The following is a 21,094-nucleotide window of genomic DNA, read 5'->3' on the forward strand; positions in this document are numbered from 1 at the left end:
CGGGGTCAGAAGTCCCGCCTGGCGACCTCCAGCGTCCGCTGTGCCGCCGCCACCACCGCCGCGTCCACGAACCGCCCGTCGGGGAGGGTGTGCGCGCCCTCGTGGTCGGCGGCGGTCTTCAGGATCTGTTCGGCCTCCTCGATCTCCTCGGCAGTGGGGAGGTACATCCGCTGGATGACCGGGAGCTGGCGCGGGTGGAGCGCCGTACGTCCGAAGAAGCCGAGGGTGCGGCCGAGGGCGCAGGACGCGGCGAGCCCTTCGAGGTCGGTGACGTCGGTGTGCACGGACTGGGCGGGCGGCGCGAGGCCCGCCGCCCGCGCCGCGACCACCACCCGGCTGCGCGCCCACGCCAGCCCTGCCTCGTCCCGTACGCCCAGGTCGGCCTGGAGGTCGACCTCGCCGAGCGCGATCCCCGCGAGGCAGGGGTGGGCGGTGGCGATGTGGTGGGCGTGCTCGATGGCGAGGGCGGATTCCAGGAGGGCGTAGAGGGGGGTCTGGGGTGTCTGGTTGGCGATCCGGCGGACCTCGGCCGAGTCGGAGACCTTGGGGAGACGGAGCCCGGAGAGGCCGGGGCAGGGAGCGAGGGCGTGCAGGTCGGCATGGGAGAGGGGCGAGGCGAGGGGGTTGAGGCGTACGTGCACGGGGACCGGCGGCACGTCGGAGAGGAAGTCCGCGGTGGCGGCGCGGGCGTACTCCTTGCGGTCGGGGGCGACCGAGTCCTCCAGATCGATGATGACGACGTCGGCCCCGGAGACGAGGGCACCCGCGACTCGCTCCGGTCGGTCTCCGGGAACGTACAGCCAGGTGAGGGGAGCGACGGGGGCGTACGGGGTGGGCGTGGTCATCAGCGGGTGGCTCCGGTCTCGCGCAGGGAGGTGATCTCGGCGGGGGAGCGGCCGAGTTCGGGGACCTCGGGGAGGGTGTCGAGGGCGGCGTACGGGGGTTCGGCCGTCACGTCGCCGGTGGGGTCACAGGGCGTCGATCTCCTGGCGGTACGGCATCGAGGTCGATGCGCCGTGGCGCTGGACGGACAGGGCCGCGGCGGCCGACGCCCACCGCATGGCCTCCGGCATCGGCTTCCCCTCGCCGAGCGCGACGGCGAGCGCGCCCACGAAGGTGTCCCCTGCGCCGGTCGTGTCGAGGACCGGCTCGGCGGGGACGGCCGGTACGAAGACCGGATCGGGGGCGCCCCGGCTGACGTACGCGCTGCCCGCCGCGCCCAGCGTGACCACCACCTCCGGTACGTCGTCGAGGAGGGCGCGGGCGGCGAGCAGCGGGTCGTGGAGCCCGGTGAGGGCGGCGGCCTCGTGCTCGTTGGGCACCAACAGGTCGGTGGCGGCGAGGAGTCCGGGCGGCATGGCCGCTGCCGGGGCGGGGGTCAGGATCGTACGTACGCCGTGCCGGCGGGCCGCTTGAGCGGCGGCGGTGACGGCGGACAGGGGGAGTTCGAGCTGGAGGAGGAGGGCGTACGCGCTCGTGATGACGGCCTCGTCGCCGGGGGCGAGCTCGGTGACGAGGCCGTTGGCGCCGGGGATGACGACGATGGAGTTGCCGCCGTTGTCGTCCACGACGATGTGAGCGGTGCCGGAGGGGCCTTCGGCGGTGCGCAGGGAGTCGGTGTCGATGCCGGAGTGTTCGAGGGCGCTGCGGATGCGGGTGCCGAAGTCGTCGTTGCCCACCGCGCCGATCATCGTCACCTCGCCCCCGGCGCGTACGGCTGCCACGGCCTGGTTGGCGCCCTTGCCGCCGGGCACGGTACGGAACTCCCGGCCGGTGACGGTCTCGCCGCCGGCCGGGGCCTTGGCGACGTACGCGACGAGATCCATGTTGGTGCTGCCGAGGACGACGATGCTGGGTGTGGGTGTCATCTGTCTCAGGGCCTCTCGGTGGGCAGCCGCCGGTCGTGTCATCGGATCCATGGGGAAATCTCCGCACACCCGCGCCCGGTAGCGGCTCGGCCACGCTCCACGTGTCACCCGGTCGACTGCCGCGGGCGCGGCAACCGGTCGTGGCGGAACGCCGCTCGCCATGGCCGGGCCCGCCGTCAAGTGAGGAAAGGCTTGCCTTTGAAGCTTCGGGTCAACACCCCTCCGTACCAGGTAAGTACGGCCTTCCTTGCTAGCGCCAGCTTCGAATCGTGCGTAGTTTCGATCTCGTCGGGGCGTTCCCCGGCCGCAGGATGCACAGAGGGGTACGGGGAATCCGGCATGGCCATCATCGAGACCGAAGCCACACTGCACGTGGCGCACCGCGACAACCACACCCACCGTGATGTGAACGGCGGTTGGCTGCGTCCGGCCGTTTTCGGGGCGATGGACGGGCTGGTGTCCAACCTGGCGCTGATGACCGGTGTCGCGGGCGGGGCGGTCTCGCAGCAGACCATCGTGATCACGGGATTGGCGGGACTGGCCGCCGGTGCGTTCTCGATGGCGGCAGGGGAGTACACCTCCGTGGCCTCGCAGCGTGAGCTCGTGCAGGCCGAACTCGACATCGAGCGGCGGGAGTTGAGGAAGCACCCACAAGACGAGATGGAAGAACTGGCGGCGCTGTACGAGTCGCGCGGGGTGGAGGCGCACCTCGCGCGACAGGTCGCCGAGCAGCTGTCGCGCGATCCCGAGCAGGCGCTGGAGATCCACGCGCGGGAGGAGCTGGGGATCGATCCCGACGACCTTCCCTCGCCGCTCGTCGCCGCCGTCTCGTCGTTCGGCGCGTTCGCGCTCGGGGCGCTGCTGCCCGTGCTGCCGTACCTGCTGGGTGCGACCTCGCTGCTGCCCGCCGTACTGCTCGCACTCTTCGGGCTCTTCGCGTGCGGAGCGGTCGTGTCCCGGGTGACCGCGCGCTCGTGGTGGTTCAGCGGGCTGCGGCAGCTCGGACTCGGCGGGGCCGCGGCCGCGGTGACGTACGGGCTCGGGGCGCTCTTCGGGGCGGCGGTCTAGCTTCGTTCGTCCGGTGTGTACCGAACACGCCATTTGTGAGGTTTGTACGTGAGGAACCCCTGGTGGGTCGCGAAAGCGGTCCCGCCAGGGGTTTCTGCGAGTCGACGCGGACGTGTCGGGAGTGTGACGTACGCCCCGGCGCGGATCAGGGACACTCCGCTTAGGATGTGGCTATATGCAAGGTGGCGCATAAGTAGCCGTTACTCATCGGTTTCGTCCAGTTGACCACCGGGCATGAGCCGTAAGCGCCGCAGGCAATGATGCTTGCTTCGCTACGGTCCCGCAGGTGGCGGTCTGCCCACCTCGGCACCACATCCACCGCGCCGTGTTCAATCACTGCGCGCGATGTCCGCATGATGGAATGAGCTATCCACTTCGCGAGAAGCCAGCCATCATGTAACCTGCACGAAATTTCGCGGAGGGCCAGTGTCGTCCCTCGGTATTTGCCTATGCCACGACGACGACGGGAGTGCCGATGCGTACCCACGCCTGGTCGCCCATGGACGGTCGCCCTGCCCCGCAGGGGCTGTACGACCCCCGCAATGAGCACGACGCATGCGGCGTCGGCTTTGTAGCCACGCTCACCGGTGTGGCCTCCCATGAGCTGGTCGAGCAGGCGCTGACCGTGCTGCGGAACCTCGAACACCGCGGTGCCACCGGCTCCGAGCCCGACTCCGGCGACGGCGCCGGAATCCTGCTCCAGGTCCCGGACGCCTTCCTCCGCGAGGTCACGGACTTCGAGCTCCCGGCAGCCGGTGCGTACGCGGTCGGCATCGCCTTCCTGCCCGCCGACGACGCGGCAGCCGCCGAGGCCGTCTCGGACATTGAGACGATCGCGGGCGAAGAGGGGCTCACCGTCCTCGGATGGCGTGAAGTCCCCGTCACTCCCGCCCTGTTGGGCAACGGTGCGCGCGCCACCATGCCGACCTTCCGGCAGCTTTTCGTTTCAGGCAAGCACAGCCTTGAGGACGGTGAGAACGAAGGCATCGCACTGGACCGCAAGGCCTTCGTCCTGCGCAAGCGTGCCGAGCGTGAGGCCGGTGTCTACTTCCCGTCGCTCTCCGCGCGCACCCTCGTCTACAAGGGCATGCTGACCACCGGGCAGCTGGAGCCGTTCTTCCCGGATCTCTCGGACCGCCGCTGCGCCACGACCGTCGCGCTTGTCCACTCCCGGTTCTCGACCAACACCTTCCCGTCCTGGCCGCTGGCCCACCCGTACCGTTTCGTCGCGCACAACGGCGAGATCAACACGGTCAAGGGCAACCGGAACTGGATGAAGGCGCGCGAGTCGCAGCTCGCCAGCGAGCTCTTCGGCGCCGAGAAGCTGGACCGGATCTTCCCCGTCTGTACGCCGGACGCCTCCGACTCGGCGTCCTTCGACGAGGTGCTCGAACTCCTGCACCTGGGCGGCCGCTCGCTGCCGCACTCCGTGCTGATGATGGTCCCGGAGGCGTGGGAGAACCACGAATCCATGGACCCGGCCCGACGGGCCTTCTACCAGTACCATGCCACCCAGATGGAGCCCTGGGACGGCCCGGCCTGCGTCACCTTCACGGACGGCACCCAGGTCGGCGCCGTACTCGACCGCAACGGTCTGCGCCCCGGCCGCTACTGGGTCACCGACGACGGCCTCGTGGTCCTCTCCTCCGAGGTCGGCGTCCTGGACATCGACCCCGCGAAGGTCGTCCGCAAGGGCCGCCTGCAGCCCGGCAAGATGTTCCTCGTCGACACCGCCGAGCGCCGTATCGTCGAGGACGACGAGATCAAGGCCTCGCTCGCCGCCGAGAACCCGTACGAGCAGTGGCTGGAGACCGGCGAGATCGAGCTGGAGGATCTCCCCGAGCGCGAGCACATCGTGCACACGCACGCCTCCGTCACCCGTCGCCAGCAGACCTTCGGCTACACCGAGGAAGAGCTGCGCGTCATCCTCGCGCCGATGGCGCGCACCGGTGGCGAGCCGCTCGGTTCCATGGGCACGGACTCGCCGATCGCGGCGCTCTCCGAGCGCCCCCGGCTGCTCTTCGACTACTTCACCCAGCTGTTCGCGCAGGTCACGAACCCGCCGCTGGACGCGATCAGGGAGGAGCTGGTCACCTCCCTGCGCTCCTCGCTCGGCCCGCAGGGCAACCTCCTGGAGCCGACCGCCGCGTCGTGCCGGAGCGTCACACTGCCCTTCCCGGTGATCGACAACGACGAGCTGGCCAAGCTCATCCACATCAACGCCGACGGCGACATGCCCGGAATGAAGGCCGCGACGCTGTCCGGTCTCTACCGGGTCGGCGGGGGCGGCGAGGCCCTGGCCGCCCGTATCGAGGAGATCTGCACCGAGGTCGACGCCGCCATAGAGGCCGGCGCCCGCCTGATCGTGCTCTCCGACCGGCACTCCGACGCCGAGCACGCGCCGATCCCCTCGCTGCTGCTCACCTCCGCCGTGCACCACCACCTCATCCGCACCAAGCAGCGCACCCAGGTGGGCCTGCTGGTCGAGGCCGGTGACGTCCGCGAGGTGCACCACGTCGCGCTGCTCATCGGTTACGGAGCCGCGGCCGTCAACCCGTACCTCGCGATGGAATCGGTCGAGGACCTGGTCCGCGCCGGGACCTTCATGGAGACGGACGACGCCGAGCAGGCCATCAGGAACCTGATCTACGCCCTCGGCAAGGGCGTCCTGAAGGTCATGTCGAAGATGGGCATCTCCACCGTCGCCTCGTACCGCGGCGCCCAGGTCTTCGAGGCCGTCGGCCTCGACGAGGCCTTCGTCGCCACGTACTTCAACGGTACGGCGACCAAGATCGGCGGCGCGGGACTCGACGTCGTCGCCAAGGAGGTCGCCGCCCGGCACGCCAAGGCCTACCCGGCCTCCGGCATCGCCGCCTCGCACCGCCGTCTGGAGATCGGCGGCGAGTACCAGTGGCGCCGTGAGGGCGAGCCGCACCTGTTCGACCCGGAGACGGTCTTCCGCCTCCAGCACGCTACGCGGAGCCGCCGCTACGACATCTTCAAGAAGTACACGGCCCGCGTGAACGAGCAGTCCGAGCGGCTGATGACACTGCGCGGCCTCTTCGGCTTCAGCAGTGGCCGCCAGACGATCCCGATCGACGAGGTCGAGCCCGCGTCCGAGATCGTCAAGCGCTTCTCCACCGGCGCCATGTCGTACGGCTCCATCTCCCAGGAGGCGCACGAAACCCTCGCCATCGCCATGAACCAGCTGGGCGGCAAGTCCAACACCGGTGAGGGCGGCGAGGACTCCGACCGGCTGTACGACCCGGCGCGCCGCTCCTCCATCAAGCAGGTCGCCTCCGGCCGCTTCGGTGTGACCAGCGAATACCTGGTCAACGCGGACGACATCCAGATCAAGATGGCGCAGGGCGCGAAGCCCGGCGAGGGCGGGCAGCTGCCAGGCCACAAGGTGTACCCGTGGGTCGCCAAGACGCGTCACTCGACGCCGGGCGTGGGCCTCATCTCCCCGCCGCCGCACCACGACATCTACTCCATCGAGGACCTGGCTCAGCTGATCCACGACCTCAAGAACGCCAACCCGGCGGCCCGCATCCACGTGAAGCTGGTCTCCGAGGTCGGCGTCGGTACGGTCGCCGCAGGTGTCTCCAAGGCACACGCGGACGTCGTCCTGATCTCGGGCCACGACGGCGGTACGGGTGCTTCGCCCCTCACGTCGCTGAAGCACGCGGGCGGCCCCTGGGAGCTCGGCCTCGCCGAGACCCAGCAGACCCTGCTGCTCAACGGCCTGCGCGACCGCATCGTCGTGCAGACCGACGGCCAGCTGAAGACCGGCCGCGACGTCGTCATCGCCGCGCTGCTGGGCGCCGAGGAGTTCGGTTTCGCGACTGCGCCGCTCGTCGTCTCCGGCTGCGTCATGATGCGCGTCTGCCACCTGGACACCTGCCCGGTCGGCATCGCCACCCAGAACCCGGTGTTGCGGGACCGGTTCTCCGGCAAGGCCGAGCACATCGTCAACTTCTTCCAGTTCATCGCGGAGGAAGTCCGGGAGATCCTGGCCGAGCTGGGCTTCCGTACTCTCGAAGAGGCCGTCGGCCACGCCGAACTCCTCGACACCGAGCGGGCGGTCACCCACTGGAAGGCCCAGGGCCTGAACCTGGCGCCCCTCTTCCACGTGCCCGAGCTGCCCGAGGGCGCGGTCCGCCACCAGGTCACGGTCCAGGACCACGCCCTGGAGAAGGCGCTCGACAACCAGCTGATCAAGCTGGCCGCCGACGCCCTGGGCGCGGACAGCGCCGAAGCCGCCCAGCCGGTCCGCGCGCAGATCGCCATCCGCAACATCAACCGCACCGTCGGTACGATGCTCGGCCACGAGGTGACGAAGAAGTTCGGCGGCGCAGGACTGCCCGACGACACCATCGACATCACCTTCACCGGCTCCGCGGGCCAGTCCTTCGGCGCGTTCGTCCCGAGCGGTGTCACCCTGCGCCTGGAGGGCGACGCCAACGACTACGTCGGCAAGGGCCTCTCCGGCGGCCGCGTGATCGTCCGCCCCGACCGGGGCGCCGACCACCTCGCCGAGTACTCCACGATCGCGGGCAACACCATCGGCTACGGCGCCACCGGCGGCGAGCTGTACCTCCGCGGCCGCACCGGCGAACGCTTCTGCGTCCGCAACTCCGGCGCCACTGTCGTCTCCGAAGGCGTGGGCGACCACGGCTGCGAGTACATGACCGGCGGCCACGCCGTCGTCCTCGGCGAGACGGGACGCAACTTCGCGGCCGGCATGTCCGGTGGCGTCGCGTACGTCATCGACCTCGACCGGACATGCGTCAACGCCGGCAACCTGGACGCGATCGAGACGCCGTCCACCTCCGACCAGCAGTGGCTGCACGACGTCGTGCGCCGCCACCAGGAGGAGACCGGATCGACCGTCGCGGCGAAGCTGTTGGCCGACTGGCCCGCCGCCGCCGCCCGCTTCAGCAAGATCATCCCGTCCACCTACAAGGCAGTGCTCGCCGCCAAGGCCGCCGCTGAGACAGCCGGGCTCTCCGAGCAGGAGACCACCGAGAAGATGATGGAGGCGGCGACCAATGGCTGACCCCAAGGGCTTTCTGACCACCGGACGCGAAGTCGCGAAGACCCGCCCGGTCGAGGACCGTGTGAAGGACTGGAACGAGGTCTACGTTCCCAAGTCCCTCCTCCCGATCATCAGCAAGCAGGCCGGCCGCTGCATGGACTGCGGCATCCCGTTCTGCCACAACGGCTGCCCGCTGGGGAACCTGATCCCCGAGTGGAACGACTACGCGTACCGCGAGGACTGGCGGGCCGCCTCCGAGCGCCTGCACGCCACGAACAACTTCCCCGAGTTCACCGGCCGCCTCTGCCCGGCTCCCTGCGAGTCGGCGTGCGTGCTGGGCATCAACCAGCCCGCCGTCACCATCAAGAACGTCGAAGTCACCATCATCGACAAGGCCTGGGACAGCGGCGACGTCACCCCGCAGCCGCCCGAGCGCCTGTCAGGCAAGACCGTGGCCGTCATCGGCTCGGGCCCGGCAGGACTGGCCGCCGCCCAGCAGCTCACCCGGGCCGGCCACACGGTCGCCGTGTACGAGCGCGCCGACCGCATCGGCGGGCTGCTGCGCTACGGCATCCCCGAGTTCAAGATGGAGAAGTCGCACATCAACCGGCGCATCGAGCAGATGCGGGCCGAGGGCACCAAGTTCCGTACGGAGGTGGAGATCGGGCGCGACGTCGACGCCGCGAAGCTGCGCCGCCGGTACGACGCGGTGGTCGTGGCAGCGGGCGCGACCGTCTCCCGCGACCTCCCGGTCCCGGGCCGCTCGCTGAACGGCATCCACTTCGCGATGGAGTACCTGCCCCTCGCCAACAAGGTGCAGGAGGGCGACCTGACGGTGGCCCCCATCACCGCCGAGGGCAAGCACGTCGTGGTCATCGGCGGCGGCGACACCGGAGCGGACTGCGTGGGCACCGCCCACCGCCAGGGCGCGGCCTCCGTCACCCAGCTGGAGATCATGCCCAAGCCGGGCGAGGACCGTAACCCGGGCCAGCCCTGGCCGACCTTCCCCATGCTGTACAAGGTCACCTCCGCGCACGAGGAGGGCGGCGAGCGGGTCTACTCCGTCTCCACCACCCACTTCGAGGGCGACGAGGAAGGCAACGTCCAGTCGCTGCACCTCATCGAGGTGGAGTTCAAGGACGGCAAGCTGGAGCAGAAGGCCGGCACCGAGCGCGTCATCCCCGCCCAGCTGGTCACCCTCGCCATGGGCTTCACGGGCACCGACCAGGCCAACGGCCTCGTCCAGCAGTTCGGCCTGGACCTGGACGAGCGCGGCAACATCGCCCGCGACGGCGACTACGCGACCAACGTCGACGGCGTCTTCGTGGCGGGCGACGCGGGCCGCGGCCAGTCCCTGATCGTCTGGGCGATCGCCGAGGGCCGCTCGGCGGCCCGGGGCGTCGACCGCTACCTCACCGGGGTCAGCGCGCTGCCGGCCCCGGTGAAGCCGACGGACCGTGCGCTGACCGTCTGATCCGGTGATGCCCCGACCGTGCGCCGCCGGTACGACCTGGCGTACGGTGTCCTGAGCACAAACCCCACATTCGTCCCGCCCAGCGTCGTGCGGAACTGAACGCGGCGCCCGCCCCACCTCGTCCCCGACCGGACAAGGGGCGGGCGCCGCGGCGCGTCCGGGCGGCGCGTCCGGGACCTGGATCGGGAGCGCAGGGAGCGAAGGACCGGATTGCTCAGGTCCCCTGGTTCCAGAGCGTCTCGAAGCGCTGCTTGCGCTGGCGGACCTCCTCGGGGAGCAGCGTGATCAGCGTCGTCTCGATCTCCGGCTCGGGCTGCTCGCCCACCGCCAGGGACATCTCGTAGCTCACCGCGTCGTCGAAGACGATGAAGTTGTACTTGGGCTCCAGCTTGGTCTTGGGGTCCAGGTCCGTCATCGACACCACCCGTACGTCGATCCCCAGCGCGCTCTGATGGGTGCGCAACCCGATGACGACCGGGTCGTCGGGGCTCTGGTCGTCGCCCACGATGAACAGCCGCCGCACCACCACGCGACGTGGCACGTTGATGGCCTCCTGCTGGGCGCGCAGATAGCTCTTGCCCAGCTCCGTGCCCCAGAACGCCTGGTCGATCGAGGTGCTGGTGGCGTCGATGGTCCTGGTGGCGCTGCGGGTCAGGGTCAGCAGCCAGTCGTGGTCCTCGCCGGGATACCTGGCCACCCCGGACCGCAGGTCGTGCACCAGCTTGGCGAGCCGGGTGACCTCGGACTGGGCGAAGGCGTGCACGATCTCCGGGGTGCTGGTGAGGAACTGCGCCGCCTGCGTCACCAGCTCCTTGACCTGGTCCGTCGGCAGCGAGGAGTCCTCCAGCATCTGCAGCAGCCTGGCCGAGTCGTTGACCCGCTCGATGCCCCGCCCGACGGTGTCCTTGACCTCCAGGGCGTGCTTGTCGAAGCGCTTCTCCGCACTCCGCAGCTGCTTCTCCACCTGGTGCAGGTACTGGAGCATGAAGGTCGCCCCGCCGATGAACACCGACAGGGTCAGCTTCCACAGGTCGTTGTCCGGGCCTTTGCCGCCGACCAGGGAGGTCAGCCCGTAGGCGATGCCGCCGGCCAGTACGGTGACGATGGCCTTCTGCAGGAGGGGTGGTATTCCGTCGTTCATTTCAGCTCCCCTATGTGGGTGCGCGGCGTGCGGACGATACGGTGCGCGGTAGCGGCGGTGCGGCACCCGGCAACGACAGTGCCTGGAGGGCCAGTTGGTCGCGGATGCGCTGGACGAGGGTCTGCCACTGGCGAGTGAAGCCCGGTTGTCGTTCCAGACCGTTCCAGAGCTCCGGCAGTTCCCGTCCGCTGCGGGCCCCCGGCATCCACAGGTGCAGCAGCTGGCTGACGGCGGGACCGAGCCGCTCCGCCGACGCCGGACCCGGCAGCGAGCCGAGCACGCTGCGCTCCACCACCCGTATCACCGTGGTCAACAGCCAGTCGTGCAGGGCGAGTTCCTCACAGAAGACCGGTACGGTGGCCACCGCTTCGGGGTCCGGCGGGTCGGGCAGCAGCAAGAGCAGGGTCCGCGTCTCCTGGTCGGCGATCGTGAAGTGCACCGACGGGGCGGCCCCCGGCGGCGCCTGGCGCACCGCCCAGCGCAGCCGGGTCCGCCGCGACTTCAGTGGCAGCTGTCCGTCCAGCAGCGGATGCTCCCGTACGCGTTCCAGCAGGCGCTCCGCCATGGCGCCCGGGTCCAGCACGCCGGGCTCCCCGGCGGGGGCGGTCAGGAATCCGGCGGTGAGGTCCTCGGCCGTCGCGCGGCCCAGCCGCTCCACCACGCCGGGGCGCACCAGGTAGTGGCTCCAGGGCAGCCGCCCGGACGACGAAGTGACGTACTGGAAACGGGCGTTGGCCTGGATGACGCGCCCGCCGGTGAGTGCGGCGTGGGCCCGGACCGTACCCACGCCGCGCACCCGGGAGCCGGACGAGGCGGGCAGTTGGCAGTCCACGCCGGTCAGCAGGTCCGGGGAGACGGCGTACGCGTTGGGCCGCTCGGACACCCGCACCGGTTCGTCGGGGCGCAGACCCAGCAGGCGGGCGGACGCGTCCGGGGACAGCGGCAGCGACGTCTGGAGAAGGGCGGTGCGCACCTCACCGCAGAAGACGACCTCCTCGGCGCTCGTTTCCTTCTCCTCTTCGGTGCGCGTCACGTCTGTCACGGCTCCAGGGTGAACGCGTAGTGCGCCCGGTCGGGCAGTTCCGGCGGCAGGACCAGGCCCTCGCCCCCGGCTCGCTTCTCCACCTGTGCGCGGACCTGCGCCTCGATGTGCACCTGGCCCAGCAGCACCCGTACCGCGTGCTCGACGGGCAGGAAGCGGGTGGGCAGTACGGAGAAGGTGCGGTACGCGGCGAAGGGGTGGGCCCGGGGGGTGAGCCGCAGCAGCGGGGGGAGCGCCTCCCAGTCGGCGGGGAAGGAGCCGCCGAAGTCCTCGGCGCGCAGCACCGCCGCCCCGTCGTGCCGCAGCATCCCCAGCCGCAGCAACTGCCACACCCCGGCCAGGAACGGACAGGACCACAGCCTCTCGCCCTTCTCCTCCTCGCTCCACAGCTCCACGTCCAGGAACACCGAGTGCTGCCGGGCCCCGGTCTCCGAGGGCGGCGCCCAGGCGGGCAGCGCGCCGCGCATCGCCTCGGCCGCTTCGCCGTCGTGCCCCGAGGGGCCGCGCTGGCCGTTGCTCAGCCAGCCGACCTCACGGGCGGGCGGGCGGGACCCGTCGCTGCCGGGCGGCGGCGACTCCACGAGCCGCCCCTCCACGGCGCGGGCCGGTTCCCGCTCCCCGGCCCGCGCGCAGCCCGATTCGCGGACCAGGTAGTCGATCCGTACGCCCGCGGCTTCGGCCTGCTCGCACAGCATCGGCAGCAGCCGCTCGGGGGAGGCATGGCGGCTGAAGTAGTCGTCGACGAGGAAACAGGTGGAGACCCGGGCCCGGCGGCCGTGGGTGCGGACCGCGGCGGCGCGGGCCGCCTCCGCCCACGGCCGTACCTCCTCGAAGTGCGCGCGCAGCCTTTCCGGGCCCGCCGCGAAGTCCTCCATGTACAAGTGGCCCAGTTCCAGGGAGAGATGGGACAGCGGCAGGGACTCGGTACGGGGGTCCGCGGTCTCCTCGCGGAACACGGACTCCATCAGAACTCCTCCCAGGCCGCGTCGTCGACCAGCCGACGGGCCAGCTGCTCCAGGGCGTTGCGGGTCTCCGGGTTCGCCACCTGGGTCTCCAGTACGTCCTCGTCGGTGATCAACTGCTCCTGGAGCTTCAGGACGGGCTCCTCGGGGATGCTCCCCAGCACCCTGCCGTGACCGAGCTGGTTCTCCGCGGCGAGCGTGTTCAGCCGGCGGTTGACCGCGTGCATCCACACCGACTGGGGCGGGCGGGCGTACTTGACGGCGGGGGAGTCGGGGTCCGGGACCACCGCCCGTACGAAGCGCAGCGCGGCGCGCAGCCGGTCGGGGTCGTGTCCCAGCGCGGCCCCGTTGGCGAGCACCCCGCGTGCGCCGTACACCAGCCCGGCGGCGGCGAGGATGTGCTGCCGGGTCCACCGGTGGAAGACCAGCCAGCGGCAGGGCGTGCCGCGCAGTTCGGGGCGGACCGTGCTCTCCAGCGCCATGTCCAGCGCGAAGGACCGGCCCGCGCTGAGATCCACCAGGACCAGGTCGAACTCCTCGTCGAGCCGGGCGAAGAGCTTCGTGCACCGGTTCACGGCCTCCTTGCCGGTGACGAACTCGCCGCCGCTCAGGTCGCCGGGCACCAGCACCAGGCGGCCCGCACCGGCCGGGGCGTAGCGCAGCGAGTCGTGCTCGGAGCGGTCCCACACGTCGATGCGCAGCGGCTCCGCGACCGCGCCCCGCAGATAGCTGTGCAGACCGCCGGACGCGGCGCCGCGCAGGACGTCGGGGACGTCGAAGACGGCGGCGGCGGTCGGGGAGCCGAAGTCGAAGTCCAGATAGCAGACGTCGTCCCCGCGCAGGGCCCGCCGGTAGGCCAGGTTGGCGCTGGTGACGGAGCGGCCGGTGCCGCCCTTGTCGGACGCGGCGAAGACGAGCACGGCTCAGCCCCCCTTGGCGCCGGCGTCGCGTGCGCGCGTCAGCGAGTCGAGGGCGCCCAGGGCTTCCATCGCCAGTGCGCAGGCGGTGCCCGGCTGCTCGGCGACCACTCTTCTGGCGCGTCGCAGGGAGATGTCCACGGCTTTCAGGGCGAGTTCCCGTCTGGAGTCCTCCTCGCCTTTTGCATGCATCAGCTCCGCGCCGAACAGATGCCCCGCCTCGATGAGCAGAGCCGTGGCGAAATTGCTCAACTCCCGGCTTCTGATGGGTGGTTGCTCATAGAGGTGAGTGGCGGCGACCATGCTCTCCGCCATCCGTTCCGTCATGCTCCAGGACACCGGTTGTGCGGAGGTGTCGGGGGAGTGCGGATAGACCGCCCGGATGTTGTCCCAGAGCCGGGTGCCGCGGCCGCCGGAGACCCGGCGCCGCCACAGGTGTTCGAGAAGGCTTTCCGCGAGCCGGATCAGCCGGTCGTAGGCATCGATGTTCTTCGAGAATGTCGCAAGCTGAACGGTTCGTTTGAAAAGCTGCGCGGAGAAGTCCGACATTCGCCATTCGAGGGGCGGCCCCAGTTTTTCCGTCCCCAGCAGCGGCAGCCGCACCCCCGGGTTGTGCAGGGCCACCGCCGGGTCGCCGGGCGTCATCCGCCGGGTGATCCTGCCCCGTACCGCCAGCTCCTCCATGACCGCCACGGTCCGGGTCAGGTCGTCGTCGGTGGCGCGGCGGCGCACCAGATCCTGGACGAGGATGGCGGCCACCGAGAGCGAGTAGTACTCGGACTCGGTCTGCGGGCCCGTCGCGGGCCACGGGATGTCCTCCAGCGGCCAGCTCCCGCCCTCCCCGAACCTGGCGATCGTCGACCAGTACTGCTGGGTGATCTCCCAGCGCATCCGGAGCGCCTCGGAGAGCCGCTGCTGCTCCTCGTCCAGCAGGCCCAGCGTGAGCGTGCGCTCGGAGAACAGGTCGGCGATGCCGTCGAGGGCGACCACTGTGAAGTAGAGATACGGAACGTCGGCGGCGACCCCTTCGTACTGCTTCCCGGCCGTCGCCCTGGTGGGGACCTCGGGGGCCCCGTCGACCAGCCCCCAGGACCAGCCGCACTCGAACATCAGGTTCTCGTTGGCCAGTTCCTTCCGTACGTCGACCCCCAGGACGAAGGAGTCGCCGATCGAGGACCGCAGCGGCTTCAGCCGTCGCTGGAGGTTCTGGACCACCACCCGGGTGGGGGCGTGGTCCTGGTTGACCAGGGCGAGCAGGTTCTGGCCGCGCGGGGACTCGATGTCGAAGGTGTTGACGCTGAAGCTGCGCAGCAGGCTGATCATGGCGGCGGTGAGGCGCTTCTGCGTCTTCGTCTCCAATTCCTTCGCCAGGTCCATGATTTCCTGGCGACGAGGCGACCTGAGGAACACCTTGAGGAATCCGAGGGTCGCCAGGGAAAGTGTCACGGCCATCGAATAGGAGTCGACCACACCCAATTCGCGCTGTTCGTCGGTCAGTTTGGTGTCGGAGTCGACGGGGTTGAAGTAGTAGCCGCCCGAGAATTTCGGAGTGCCGTCCTCCGCCGTATGAACGCGGGTGAATTCGGCGAGGATGGAAAGGAGTCGCTGCGGAATGTCGAGCCGCCCGCCGAGGGATTTCAGTACGTCCAGTACGTCGTCGGCCGTCTCGTCGGGAGTGTCGAGCCGGAATGCGGGGATCTCGGTCGCCGGATACAGCAGGCACAACAGTCGCTCGGCATCCGCGACGCTGCTCTTCGTACCCCACTGGCCCCATTCCCAGGTGCCTTTGGGGAATGAGCTGCGGGCAAGTGCCTGCCAGATTTCCAGAAGCTGCTGCCGCGGTTCGATCCGCATCCCCCGTGCCCCCTGATTTCCGATGACGTGGCTGTGGCTACCGGGTGTGTCCGCAGACCAGGATCATGCCCTTGAACACGTCCTCGGAGCCGTCGCCCTCGAGGGCCGCACCGCCGTCCGCCGCACTGACAGGGAGGGTCACGTCGCTGTCCGCCGCGCCGCCGTCCGCACCGCCCTCGTCCGTCGCGGGCTTCGGGAGACAGATCGAGTGCATGCGGAAGGTGCCGGGGTCGACGCGATGCTCGAAGGCCTTGTACACCTCGCCCTCGCCGACCGAGTAGGCGGGGAAGTGCTGCTTGCCGACCCGGTAACCCGTGGAGTGGCGCATCAGCGCCACGGCGAACGGGGAGCCCGGGTGCAGCGCGCCGGTGAACGCGCCGACGGCGTTGTCGAACTCCCGGTACTCGGAGGAGAGCGACTCGGCGACGAACATCATGGTGCCCAGGTCCCACTTGGACTCCGGCGGGAGGTCCGGCAGGTCGAACAGGTTGCCCGGCAGGACCGTGGCGGTGTCCCGCAGCCGGGTCCGGTCCTCGGTGTTCTTCGCGTCGCGGTAGGGCTTTCCGTCCGGTCCGTCCGAGAGGACCTCCCAGAACCGGTCCCACATGGGCGCGTGCTTCTGGACCTGCTCGCCGAGCCAGACGGTGTTGCTGGTGGAGTGTTCGTAGAGGGTGATGCTGCGGCACCAGGGGAGCTGGGTGAGTGCCGGGTACAGATTGGCTCCGGTGCCGACGTCGATTCCACGGAGTGAGGTGTCCGGCGTCAGATACAGCGCGAAGAACTTCCGGACGATCTCCAGGATCTGCCGGTCGCCCTCGTAGAGTTCCGCATAGTGCATGGCTGCATAACAATCCGGATCAAAGCGATTCCATGGGGCCTCCTCATTTCTGCCGGAGACCTTGACTCGGGAATCAGAAAATCCGGAAGGGATCACTTCGCTCCCCGCGGTTCGCGCGGATGTGTCAGCCATCTATCCATCGTAGCGTTCGTGAGGTCTCGCGTCAGCCCATCTGCGTTTCCCGAAGGGCACGGATGATCGTTGTTCGGCACGCAGTTCGGCAGGCAGTTCGGTACGCATGCGGAGGGTCCGATCATCGGACGGTTGTCACTGGACAGATCGAGACGCGATCGGTACACCCATAGAGAGATTGCGCAATCTTCCGTGCACTTGAGGGCAGTTCCAGGAAACGGGGGGCGAAATGCGAGATCACCCGGAAGGGAATTTCGCGAAGTACGGGGAATCCACCGACGTCCGCGCGGTCACGGAAGACGACCTGCCGGGGCTCTTCGCGCTGGACCAGGAGGTCTTCGGGAGGCACGCGTACCCGTACTTCATGCTGCGTCAGCTCTTTGACGCCCACCAGGGGAGGCTGCTGGTGGTCGACGCCCAGGACGCGGGGGATGGCCGGCTCGCCGGTTACTCGCTGACGGTCAACACGTACGACAGCAAGACGAGTTGGGTGTTCGGCCTCGGTGTCTCGGCCGGGCACCGCAGCCGCGGCGTGGGTCGGGCCCTGCTCGCCGAGGCGCTGCGGATGGCTGCCGAGGACGGCGTCGCGGAGGTCTGGCTGAGCGTCGAACCGGGCAACCGCGCGGCCATCGCCCTCTACCGCTCCCTCGGCTTCGCCCCCGGCGAGTTCCACGCGGACTACCTGGGGCCGGGAGAGCACCGGCTCCTCATGCGGTGCCCACTGGGCACGGTCCGGCACGCGGAACCCCGCCCCCGCTGAGCCGGACCGCGCCCCGCCCCCCCCGCTGAGCCGGACGGGGGCTCTCCACCGAGGAGCCGTCCCCCGGCCGCGGCCGTGCCCCCGAATGCCGTGCGTGCACCCTGGCGGCCACCCGCCCCCTTCCCTACGATCAAGTAGCCACGGGGGAACGGGGAGGGGTCTGCATGACAGCGCCCGCAGGACGGCTCGAACGGGCCGTCACCTGGGTCATGAGGAACGTCGATGTCGTCGTCGCGGCCGCCATCGCGCTCACCATCGGTCTGCTCGACATCTTCGGCGACGTCCTCACCGGCGATGTCGTCTCCGGTGCGACCCTCCTCGTTCTCGGCGCCCTCGCCATCGGCTCCATTGTCGAGCGGGTCCGTCAACCCGCCTCCATCCAGGAGGCGCTGGCCGGTACACGCCGTGCCCTGGAGGACCAGGCCATGGTGAGTTCGCTGATCGGCAGCCAGGTCGGCGACGCCCTGCGGGACGCCCGTCTCCACACCCACCTCTGGTACTTCAAGGGCGGCACGGGTACGTATCTGCGCGCGGTCACCCTTCCCCAGTGCGTCGCCGCCGCCAAGGTGCAGCGCTCCCAGCTCACCATCAAGATCGACATCGTCAATCCGGACGACGAACAGGCCTGCACCGCCTACGCCCGCTTCCGGCAGATGTTCGCCGGGCAGCGCGACACCGCCGTCGCCGCCCTGTGGACCAAGGACCGGGTGCGCAAGGAGGCGTACGCCACAGTCCTCGCCGCGTGCTGCTACCGCCAGCAGCTCGCCACCCTGGAGATCGCCGTCCATCTGTCCTCGGTCGTCTCCACCCTGCGCTTCGATCTGTCCGAGACCTGCCTGGTGATCACACAGGACGACACCTCGCGGACGAACCTGCTGATCAGACGCGGGCAGCCGCTCTACGACTACTACGTCACCGAGCTCCACCAGAGCCGCGAGCAGGCCAGGGAGCTCGATCTGCGGCTCGCCCCCCCGGTGGGCCCCGAGCCCACCGTCGACGAAGTACGCGAGCTCTTCGAACAGGTGCGGCTGCCGCTGCCGCGCGCGTTCACCGACAGCGACATCGGCGAGATCATCGTCAAGGCCCTGCACGCGGAGGACCCCTACCGGAGGTGAGGTGCCCCCCTCGGGGCGCGTACCCATGGACCACGTCTTGGACTACGACGAACTCGAAGAGGCACTGGACCGGGCGCATCCCACCCTCCTGCACGACCGGGCGCGTGCCTCGCTCGCCGAAATAGCCTCGGGGGAAAGGGAGTTGGCCGCCATCCGGCATCCGCTCGGCTTTCTCTGCCTGCCACTGGTACGGGACGGCGCCCGCGGCGTCTGCGTCCACCTCTTCGAGCCGGGCGTCGCCCCCGAGCCCGGCACGCCGCAGATGCACGCCCACAGCTGGGACCTGCGCAGCCACGTCCTGTACGGGCAGGTCGCCAACCTCCTCGTCCGCACGGAGTACGGTGCGGGCCGCCCCACCCACCGCGTCTTCGAGGTGCACAGCGCACCCGACGGGACCGACGAGATCCGCCCCACCCCCGTGCTCGTGCGCAGCGAACCCGGCCCCCGCAGCGTCAGTTCGGGCGGCGAGAGCTACACCCTGCCCGCCGGGGAGTTCCACGCCACCGAGGTGCTGCCCGCCCGCCCCGCGGCCACCCTGGTCCTCGGCCTCGCCCGGCCGGGGTGCACCGACCTGTCGCTCGGCCCGCTGGACGGCAGGGCCGGCCGCACGGCGCGCCGGCTGTGCAGCACGCGGCAGACCGTCCGGAACGTCAGCGCGGCGCTCGGGAGGATGGACCATGCACGATGAAGCCTTGTGCGACCAGGACACGCGGGACGGCCGGCTTGCCTTCTCGTACGAGCGGAAGGTGGCAGCCGCAGCCGTCGAGGAGGCCGGTGACCTGCTGCGCGACCGGTACGGGCAGGTGCGCACCGTCACCGGGAAAGGCGCGGCGGGGGACGTCGTGACCGACCTCGACCTGGCGTCCGAGGAGATCGTGCTCGGGCGGCTGCGGCAGCACTTCCCCGGCGACCGGATCCTGTCCGAGGAGGCGGGGGAGCTGACCGGGGAGGGTCGGCGGACCTGGCTGGTCGACCCCTTGGACGGCAGCAACAACGTCGCGATCGGGCTCTGCGTGTACGTCGTCGGCGTCGGCCTCTGCCTCGGCGAACGCCCCGTCGTCGGCGTCGTCCACGAGCCGGTCAGCCGCCAGACCTGGTACGCCGTCGCCGGGCAGGGCGCGCACGGCCCCGGCGGACCGTTGCCGGGACCCGCCCCCGTACCGCCCGCCGCCGGACCCGTCGTCGCCTGGACCCAGGGGTACGAAGTGCCGCGCGCCGACCCCGTCGCCGCCGCCCTGCGCGCCACCCTGGAGCAGCGCTGCCGCCGGGTCCTGCAGCTGTGGGCGCCGCTCGTGGGGTGGAGCCTGCTCGCCAGGGGGGCCATCGATGCGTTCGTCGGCTACCGGGCCGAGGGTGTCGACCTGCCCGCCGGGGCACTGCTCGCCGCCGAGGCGGGCGCCGAGCTGCGGACGCTCGAAGGGGGGCCGTTCCGGCCCGGGTTCAGCGGTCCCGGCAGCGGGCGGAGCTTCGTGGCGGGGCGGGGCCGGACCCTGGAGTACGTACTGGAGGAAGTGGCGAGGGCCACCGGGTGAGCGGGCCGTGGCGGTGATCGGGCCATGGCGGGGATCAGGCCGCGGCGGGGATCAGGCCGTGGCGGTGATCAGGTTCTGGTGGTGATCAGGTGGTCGCCGCCAGCGCCAGCGTCGCGGCGAGGGTGCCCGACACCGCGAGCACAAGACCCGTGCCGAGGAAGCGGCCGATCGCGATCTTCGTACCGTGCCAGCGGCACCGTTCGAACCACAGCAGGGTGGCGAGGGATGCCCAGGGGGTGACCACCGGGCCGACGTTGACGCCCACGAGGAGGGCCAGGAGCTGGTGGTGGTTGCCGTCCGGGACGGCCGCCTCGCCCGCCACGTACGCGGGAAGGTTGTTCAGTACGTTCGAGACGCCCGCTCCGACGCCCGCCGAGCGCAGCATGCCGAGGAGGCCGTCGTCGGAGCCGAGGGCGGAGGCGAGCAGGGTGTGCAGACCATTGCTGTTCACGGTCTCCACGACCAGGAACATGCCGGGGACGAGCACCAGCAGCCGCCACGGGACCAGTGACCACTTCAGCTCGGCCCGGCGGCGGACCGCGAACACCACGACGACGACCAGTGCGGCGGCGCCCGACGCCGCCCACAGCGGCACGTCCGCCACCAGGATGGCCAGCAGGAACCCGCCGCAGGCCGCCGCGCTCACCCGGAACAGCACCGGGTCCGCCGGGACCGGAGTCGTCGGCGGCGTGTACCGGTCCGCGCCGCGTCTGCCGCGCCGCCAGTAGAAGCCCCACAGGCAGGCCATCGTCACGGCGATCGACGCGAGCTGCGCGGCCCACAGGGCGGCGGCCAGACCGGAGGCGGAGAGCGCGATGCGGTCGGCGGCCAGGAGATTGGTGAGGTTGCTGGCGGGGAGCAGGAGGCTGGCGGTGTTCGCGAGCCACACCGTCGTCATCGCCATCGGCAGCGCAGCGATGCCCACCCGGGCGGAGAGGGCCAGCATCACCGGGGTCAGCAGGACCGCCGTGGTGTCGAGGTTCAGGGCGATGGTGGTGACGGACGCGAAGGCGACGCACAGACCGAAGAGGGCCGGGTAGTTGCCCCGTGCCGTGCGGGCCACCCACGACGCGACGACGTCGAAGACGCCCGCCTTCCCGGTCAGTTCCCCGAGCACGATCACCGTTGCGAGGAACGCGAGGAGCGGCCCGATGCGTGCCAGGACGTCCCCGGCGGGACCGGTCGGCAGCAGCCCCGTCGCCACCGCGAGCAGCCCGAGCGCGAGCAGTCCGAAGGCCACCCAGTCCAGCGGGTGAAGGCGCCCGAGGAGGCTGTGGAGGGGACGGCTGAGGAGGGGCACGCGCGACACATTAATTCCTTTGTGCGGTGCTTCACCATGACGCCTTCCGTGGT

At 70.4% G+C, this 21,094-nt stretch carries 16 protein-coding genes; 7 read left to right on the forward strand and 9 right to left on the reverse strand.

The annotated features are described in order from the left end of the window. Nucleotides 1–5 precede the first annotated feature (5 nt). Nucleotides 6–845 (reverse strand): CoA ester lyase, encoded by an 840-nt coding sequence (locus tag AB0D18_RS10035; protein WP_362414916.1) that lies wholly within the window; start codon nucleotides 843–845, stop codon nucleotides 6–8. A 123-nt stretch (nucleotides 846–968) separates the two neighbouring features. Next, nucleotides 969–1,868: a ribokinase gene (rbsK, locus tag AB0D18_RS10040; RefSeq protein ID WP_362414918.1), complete on the reverse strand. Its 900-nt coding sequence runs from the start codon at nucleotides 1,866–1,868 to the stop codon at nucleotides 969–971. Between the two features lie 339 nt (nucleotides 1,869–2,207). On the opposite strand from rbsK, the gene AB0D18_RS10045 reads away from it, so the two are divergent. The 3 genes from AB0D18_RS10045 to AB0D18_RS10055 all read left to right on the forward strand — a co-directional run bounded on the left by AB0D18_RS10045 (nucleotide 2,208) and on the right by AB0D18_RS10055 (nucleotide 9,448). Next, the gene (locus tag AB0D18_RS10045; RefSeq protein WP_362414920.1) at nucleotides 2,208–2,936 is read left to right on the forward strand and encodes a VIT1/CCC1 transporter family protein; all 729 of its coding nucleotides are present in this window, start codon (nucleotides 2,208–2,210) and stop codon (nucleotides 2,934–2,936) included. 475 nt (nucleotides 2,937–3,411) lie between these two features. Then, a complete protein-coding gene (gene gltB / locus AB0D18_RS10050; RefSeq protein WP_362414922.1) occupies nucleotides 3,412–7,995 on the forward strand; it encodes a glutamate synthase large subunit in 4,584 nt (1,527 codons plus the stop codon). After that, nucleotides 7,988–9,448 carry a glutamate synthase subunit beta gene (locus AB0D18_RS10055; protein WP_362414924.1) on the forward strand — a complete coding sequence of 487 codons (1,461 nt, stop codon included), beginning with the start codon at nucleotides 7,988–7,990 and terminating at the stop codon, nucleotides 9,446–9,448. Before gltB ends, AB0D18_RS10055 begins: the two co-directional genes overlap by 8 nt. 214 nt (nucleotides 9,449–9,662) lie before the next feature. Here the strand turns inward: AB0D18_RS10055 and AB0D18_RS10060 are convergent, their stop codons facing one another. The 6 genes from AB0D18_RS10060 to AB0D18_RS10085 are packed head-to-tail and all read right to left on the reverse strand — an operon-like array spanning nucleotide 9,663 to nucleotide 16,334. Beyond that, the gene (locus AB0D18_RS10060; protein ID WP_362414926.1) at nucleotides 9,663–10,589 is read right to left on the reverse strand and encodes a hypothetical protein; all 927 of its coding nucleotides are present in this window, start codon (nucleotides 10,587–10,589) and stop codon (nucleotides 9,663–9,665) included. 10 nt (nucleotides 10,590–10,599) lie between these two features. Further along, nucleotides 10,600–11,631: an SCO2521 family protein gene (locus AB0D18_RS10065; protein WP_362414928.1), complete on the reverse strand. Its 1,032-nt coding sequence runs from the start codon at nucleotides 11,629–11,631 to the stop codon at nucleotides 10,600–10,602. After that, a complete protein-coding gene (locus AB0D18_RS10070; RefSeq protein ID WP_362415309.1) occupies nucleotides 11,628–12,599 on the reverse strand; it encodes an SCO2522 family protein in 972 nt (323 codons plus the stop codon). Before AB0D18_RS10070 ends, AB0D18_RS10065 begins: the two co-directional genes overlap by 4 nt. Next, the gene (locus tag AB0D18_RS10075) at nucleotides 12,596–13,513 is read right to left on the reverse strand and encodes an SCO2523 family variant P-loop protein (protein WP_362414930.1); all 918 of its coding nucleotides are present in this window, start codon (nucleotides 13,511–13,513) and stop codon (nucleotides 12,596–12,598) included. Before AB0D18_RS10075 ends, AB0D18_RS10070 begins: the two co-directional genes overlap by 4 nt. 3 nt (nucleotides 13,514–13,516) lie before the next feature. Further along, nucleotides 13,517–15,364, reverse strand: coding sequence for an SCO2524 family protein (locus AB0D18_RS10080; RefSeq protein WP_362414932.1), 1,848 nt, complete (start codon nucleotides 15,362–15,364; stop codon nucleotides 13,517–13,519). 37 nt (nucleotides 15,365–15,401) lie between these two features. Beyond that, the gene (locus AB0D18_RS10085; protein ID WP_362414934.1) at nucleotides 15,402–16,334 is read right to left on the reverse strand and encodes an SCO2525 family SAM-dependent methyltransferase; all 933 of its coding nucleotides are present in this window, start codon (nucleotides 16,332–16,334) and stop codon (nucleotides 15,402–15,404) included. Between the two features lie 229 nt (nucleotides 16,335–16,563). Here AB0D18_RS10085 and AB0D18_RS10090 point away from each other — a divergent pair, with 229 nt between their 5' ends. From AB0D18_RS10090 to AB0D18_RS10105, 4 genes are all read left to right on the forward strand, one after another. Beyond that, nucleotides 16,564–17,094, forward strand: coding sequence for an N-acetyltransferase (locus AB0D18_RS10090; protein ID WP_362414936.1), 531 nt, complete (start codon nucleotides 16,564–16,566; stop codon nucleotides 17,092–17,094). Nucleotides 17,095–17,258: 164 nt separating this feature from the next. Continuing rightward, nucleotides 17,259–18,209: a hypothetical protein gene (locus tag AB0D18_RS10095; protein WP_362414938.1), complete on the forward strand. Its 951-nt coding sequence runs from the start codon at nucleotides 17,259–17,261 to the stop codon at nucleotides 18,207–18,209. 25 nt (nucleotides 18,210–18,234) lie between these two features. Further along, complete coding sequence (locus AB0D18_RS10100; protein WP_362414940.1) at nucleotides 18,235–18,897, forward strand: hypothetical protein; 663 nt, start codon at nucleotides 18,235–18,237, stop codon at nucleotides 18,895–18,897. Next, nucleotides 18,887–19,741, forward strand: a complete 855-nt coding sequence (locus AB0D18_RS10105; protein ID WP_362414942.1) for an inositol monophosphatase family protein — start codon at nucleotides 18,887–18,889, stop codon at nucleotides 19,739–19,741. The genes AB0D18_RS10100 and AB0D18_RS10105 overlap by 11 nt, the downstream gene beginning before the upstream one ends. Before the next feature lie 85 nt (nucleotides 19,742–19,826). Here AB0D18_RS10105 and AB0D18_RS10110 read toward each other — a convergent pair whose 3' ends face one another. Then, nucleotides 19,827–20,990 (reverse strand): SLC13 family permease, encoded by a 1,164-nt coding sequence (locus tag AB0D18_RS10110; RefSeq protein ID WP_362415311.1) that lies wholly within the window; start codon nucleotides 20,988–20,990, stop codon nucleotides 19,827–19,829. Between the last annotated feature and the right edge of the window lie 104 nt (nucleotides 20,991–21,094).

The sequence above is a fragment of the Streptomyces sp. NPDC048442 genome, assembly GCF_040651475.1.
Lineage (GTDB): Bacteria > Actinomycetota > Actinomycetes > Streptomycetales > Streptomycetaceae > Streptomyces.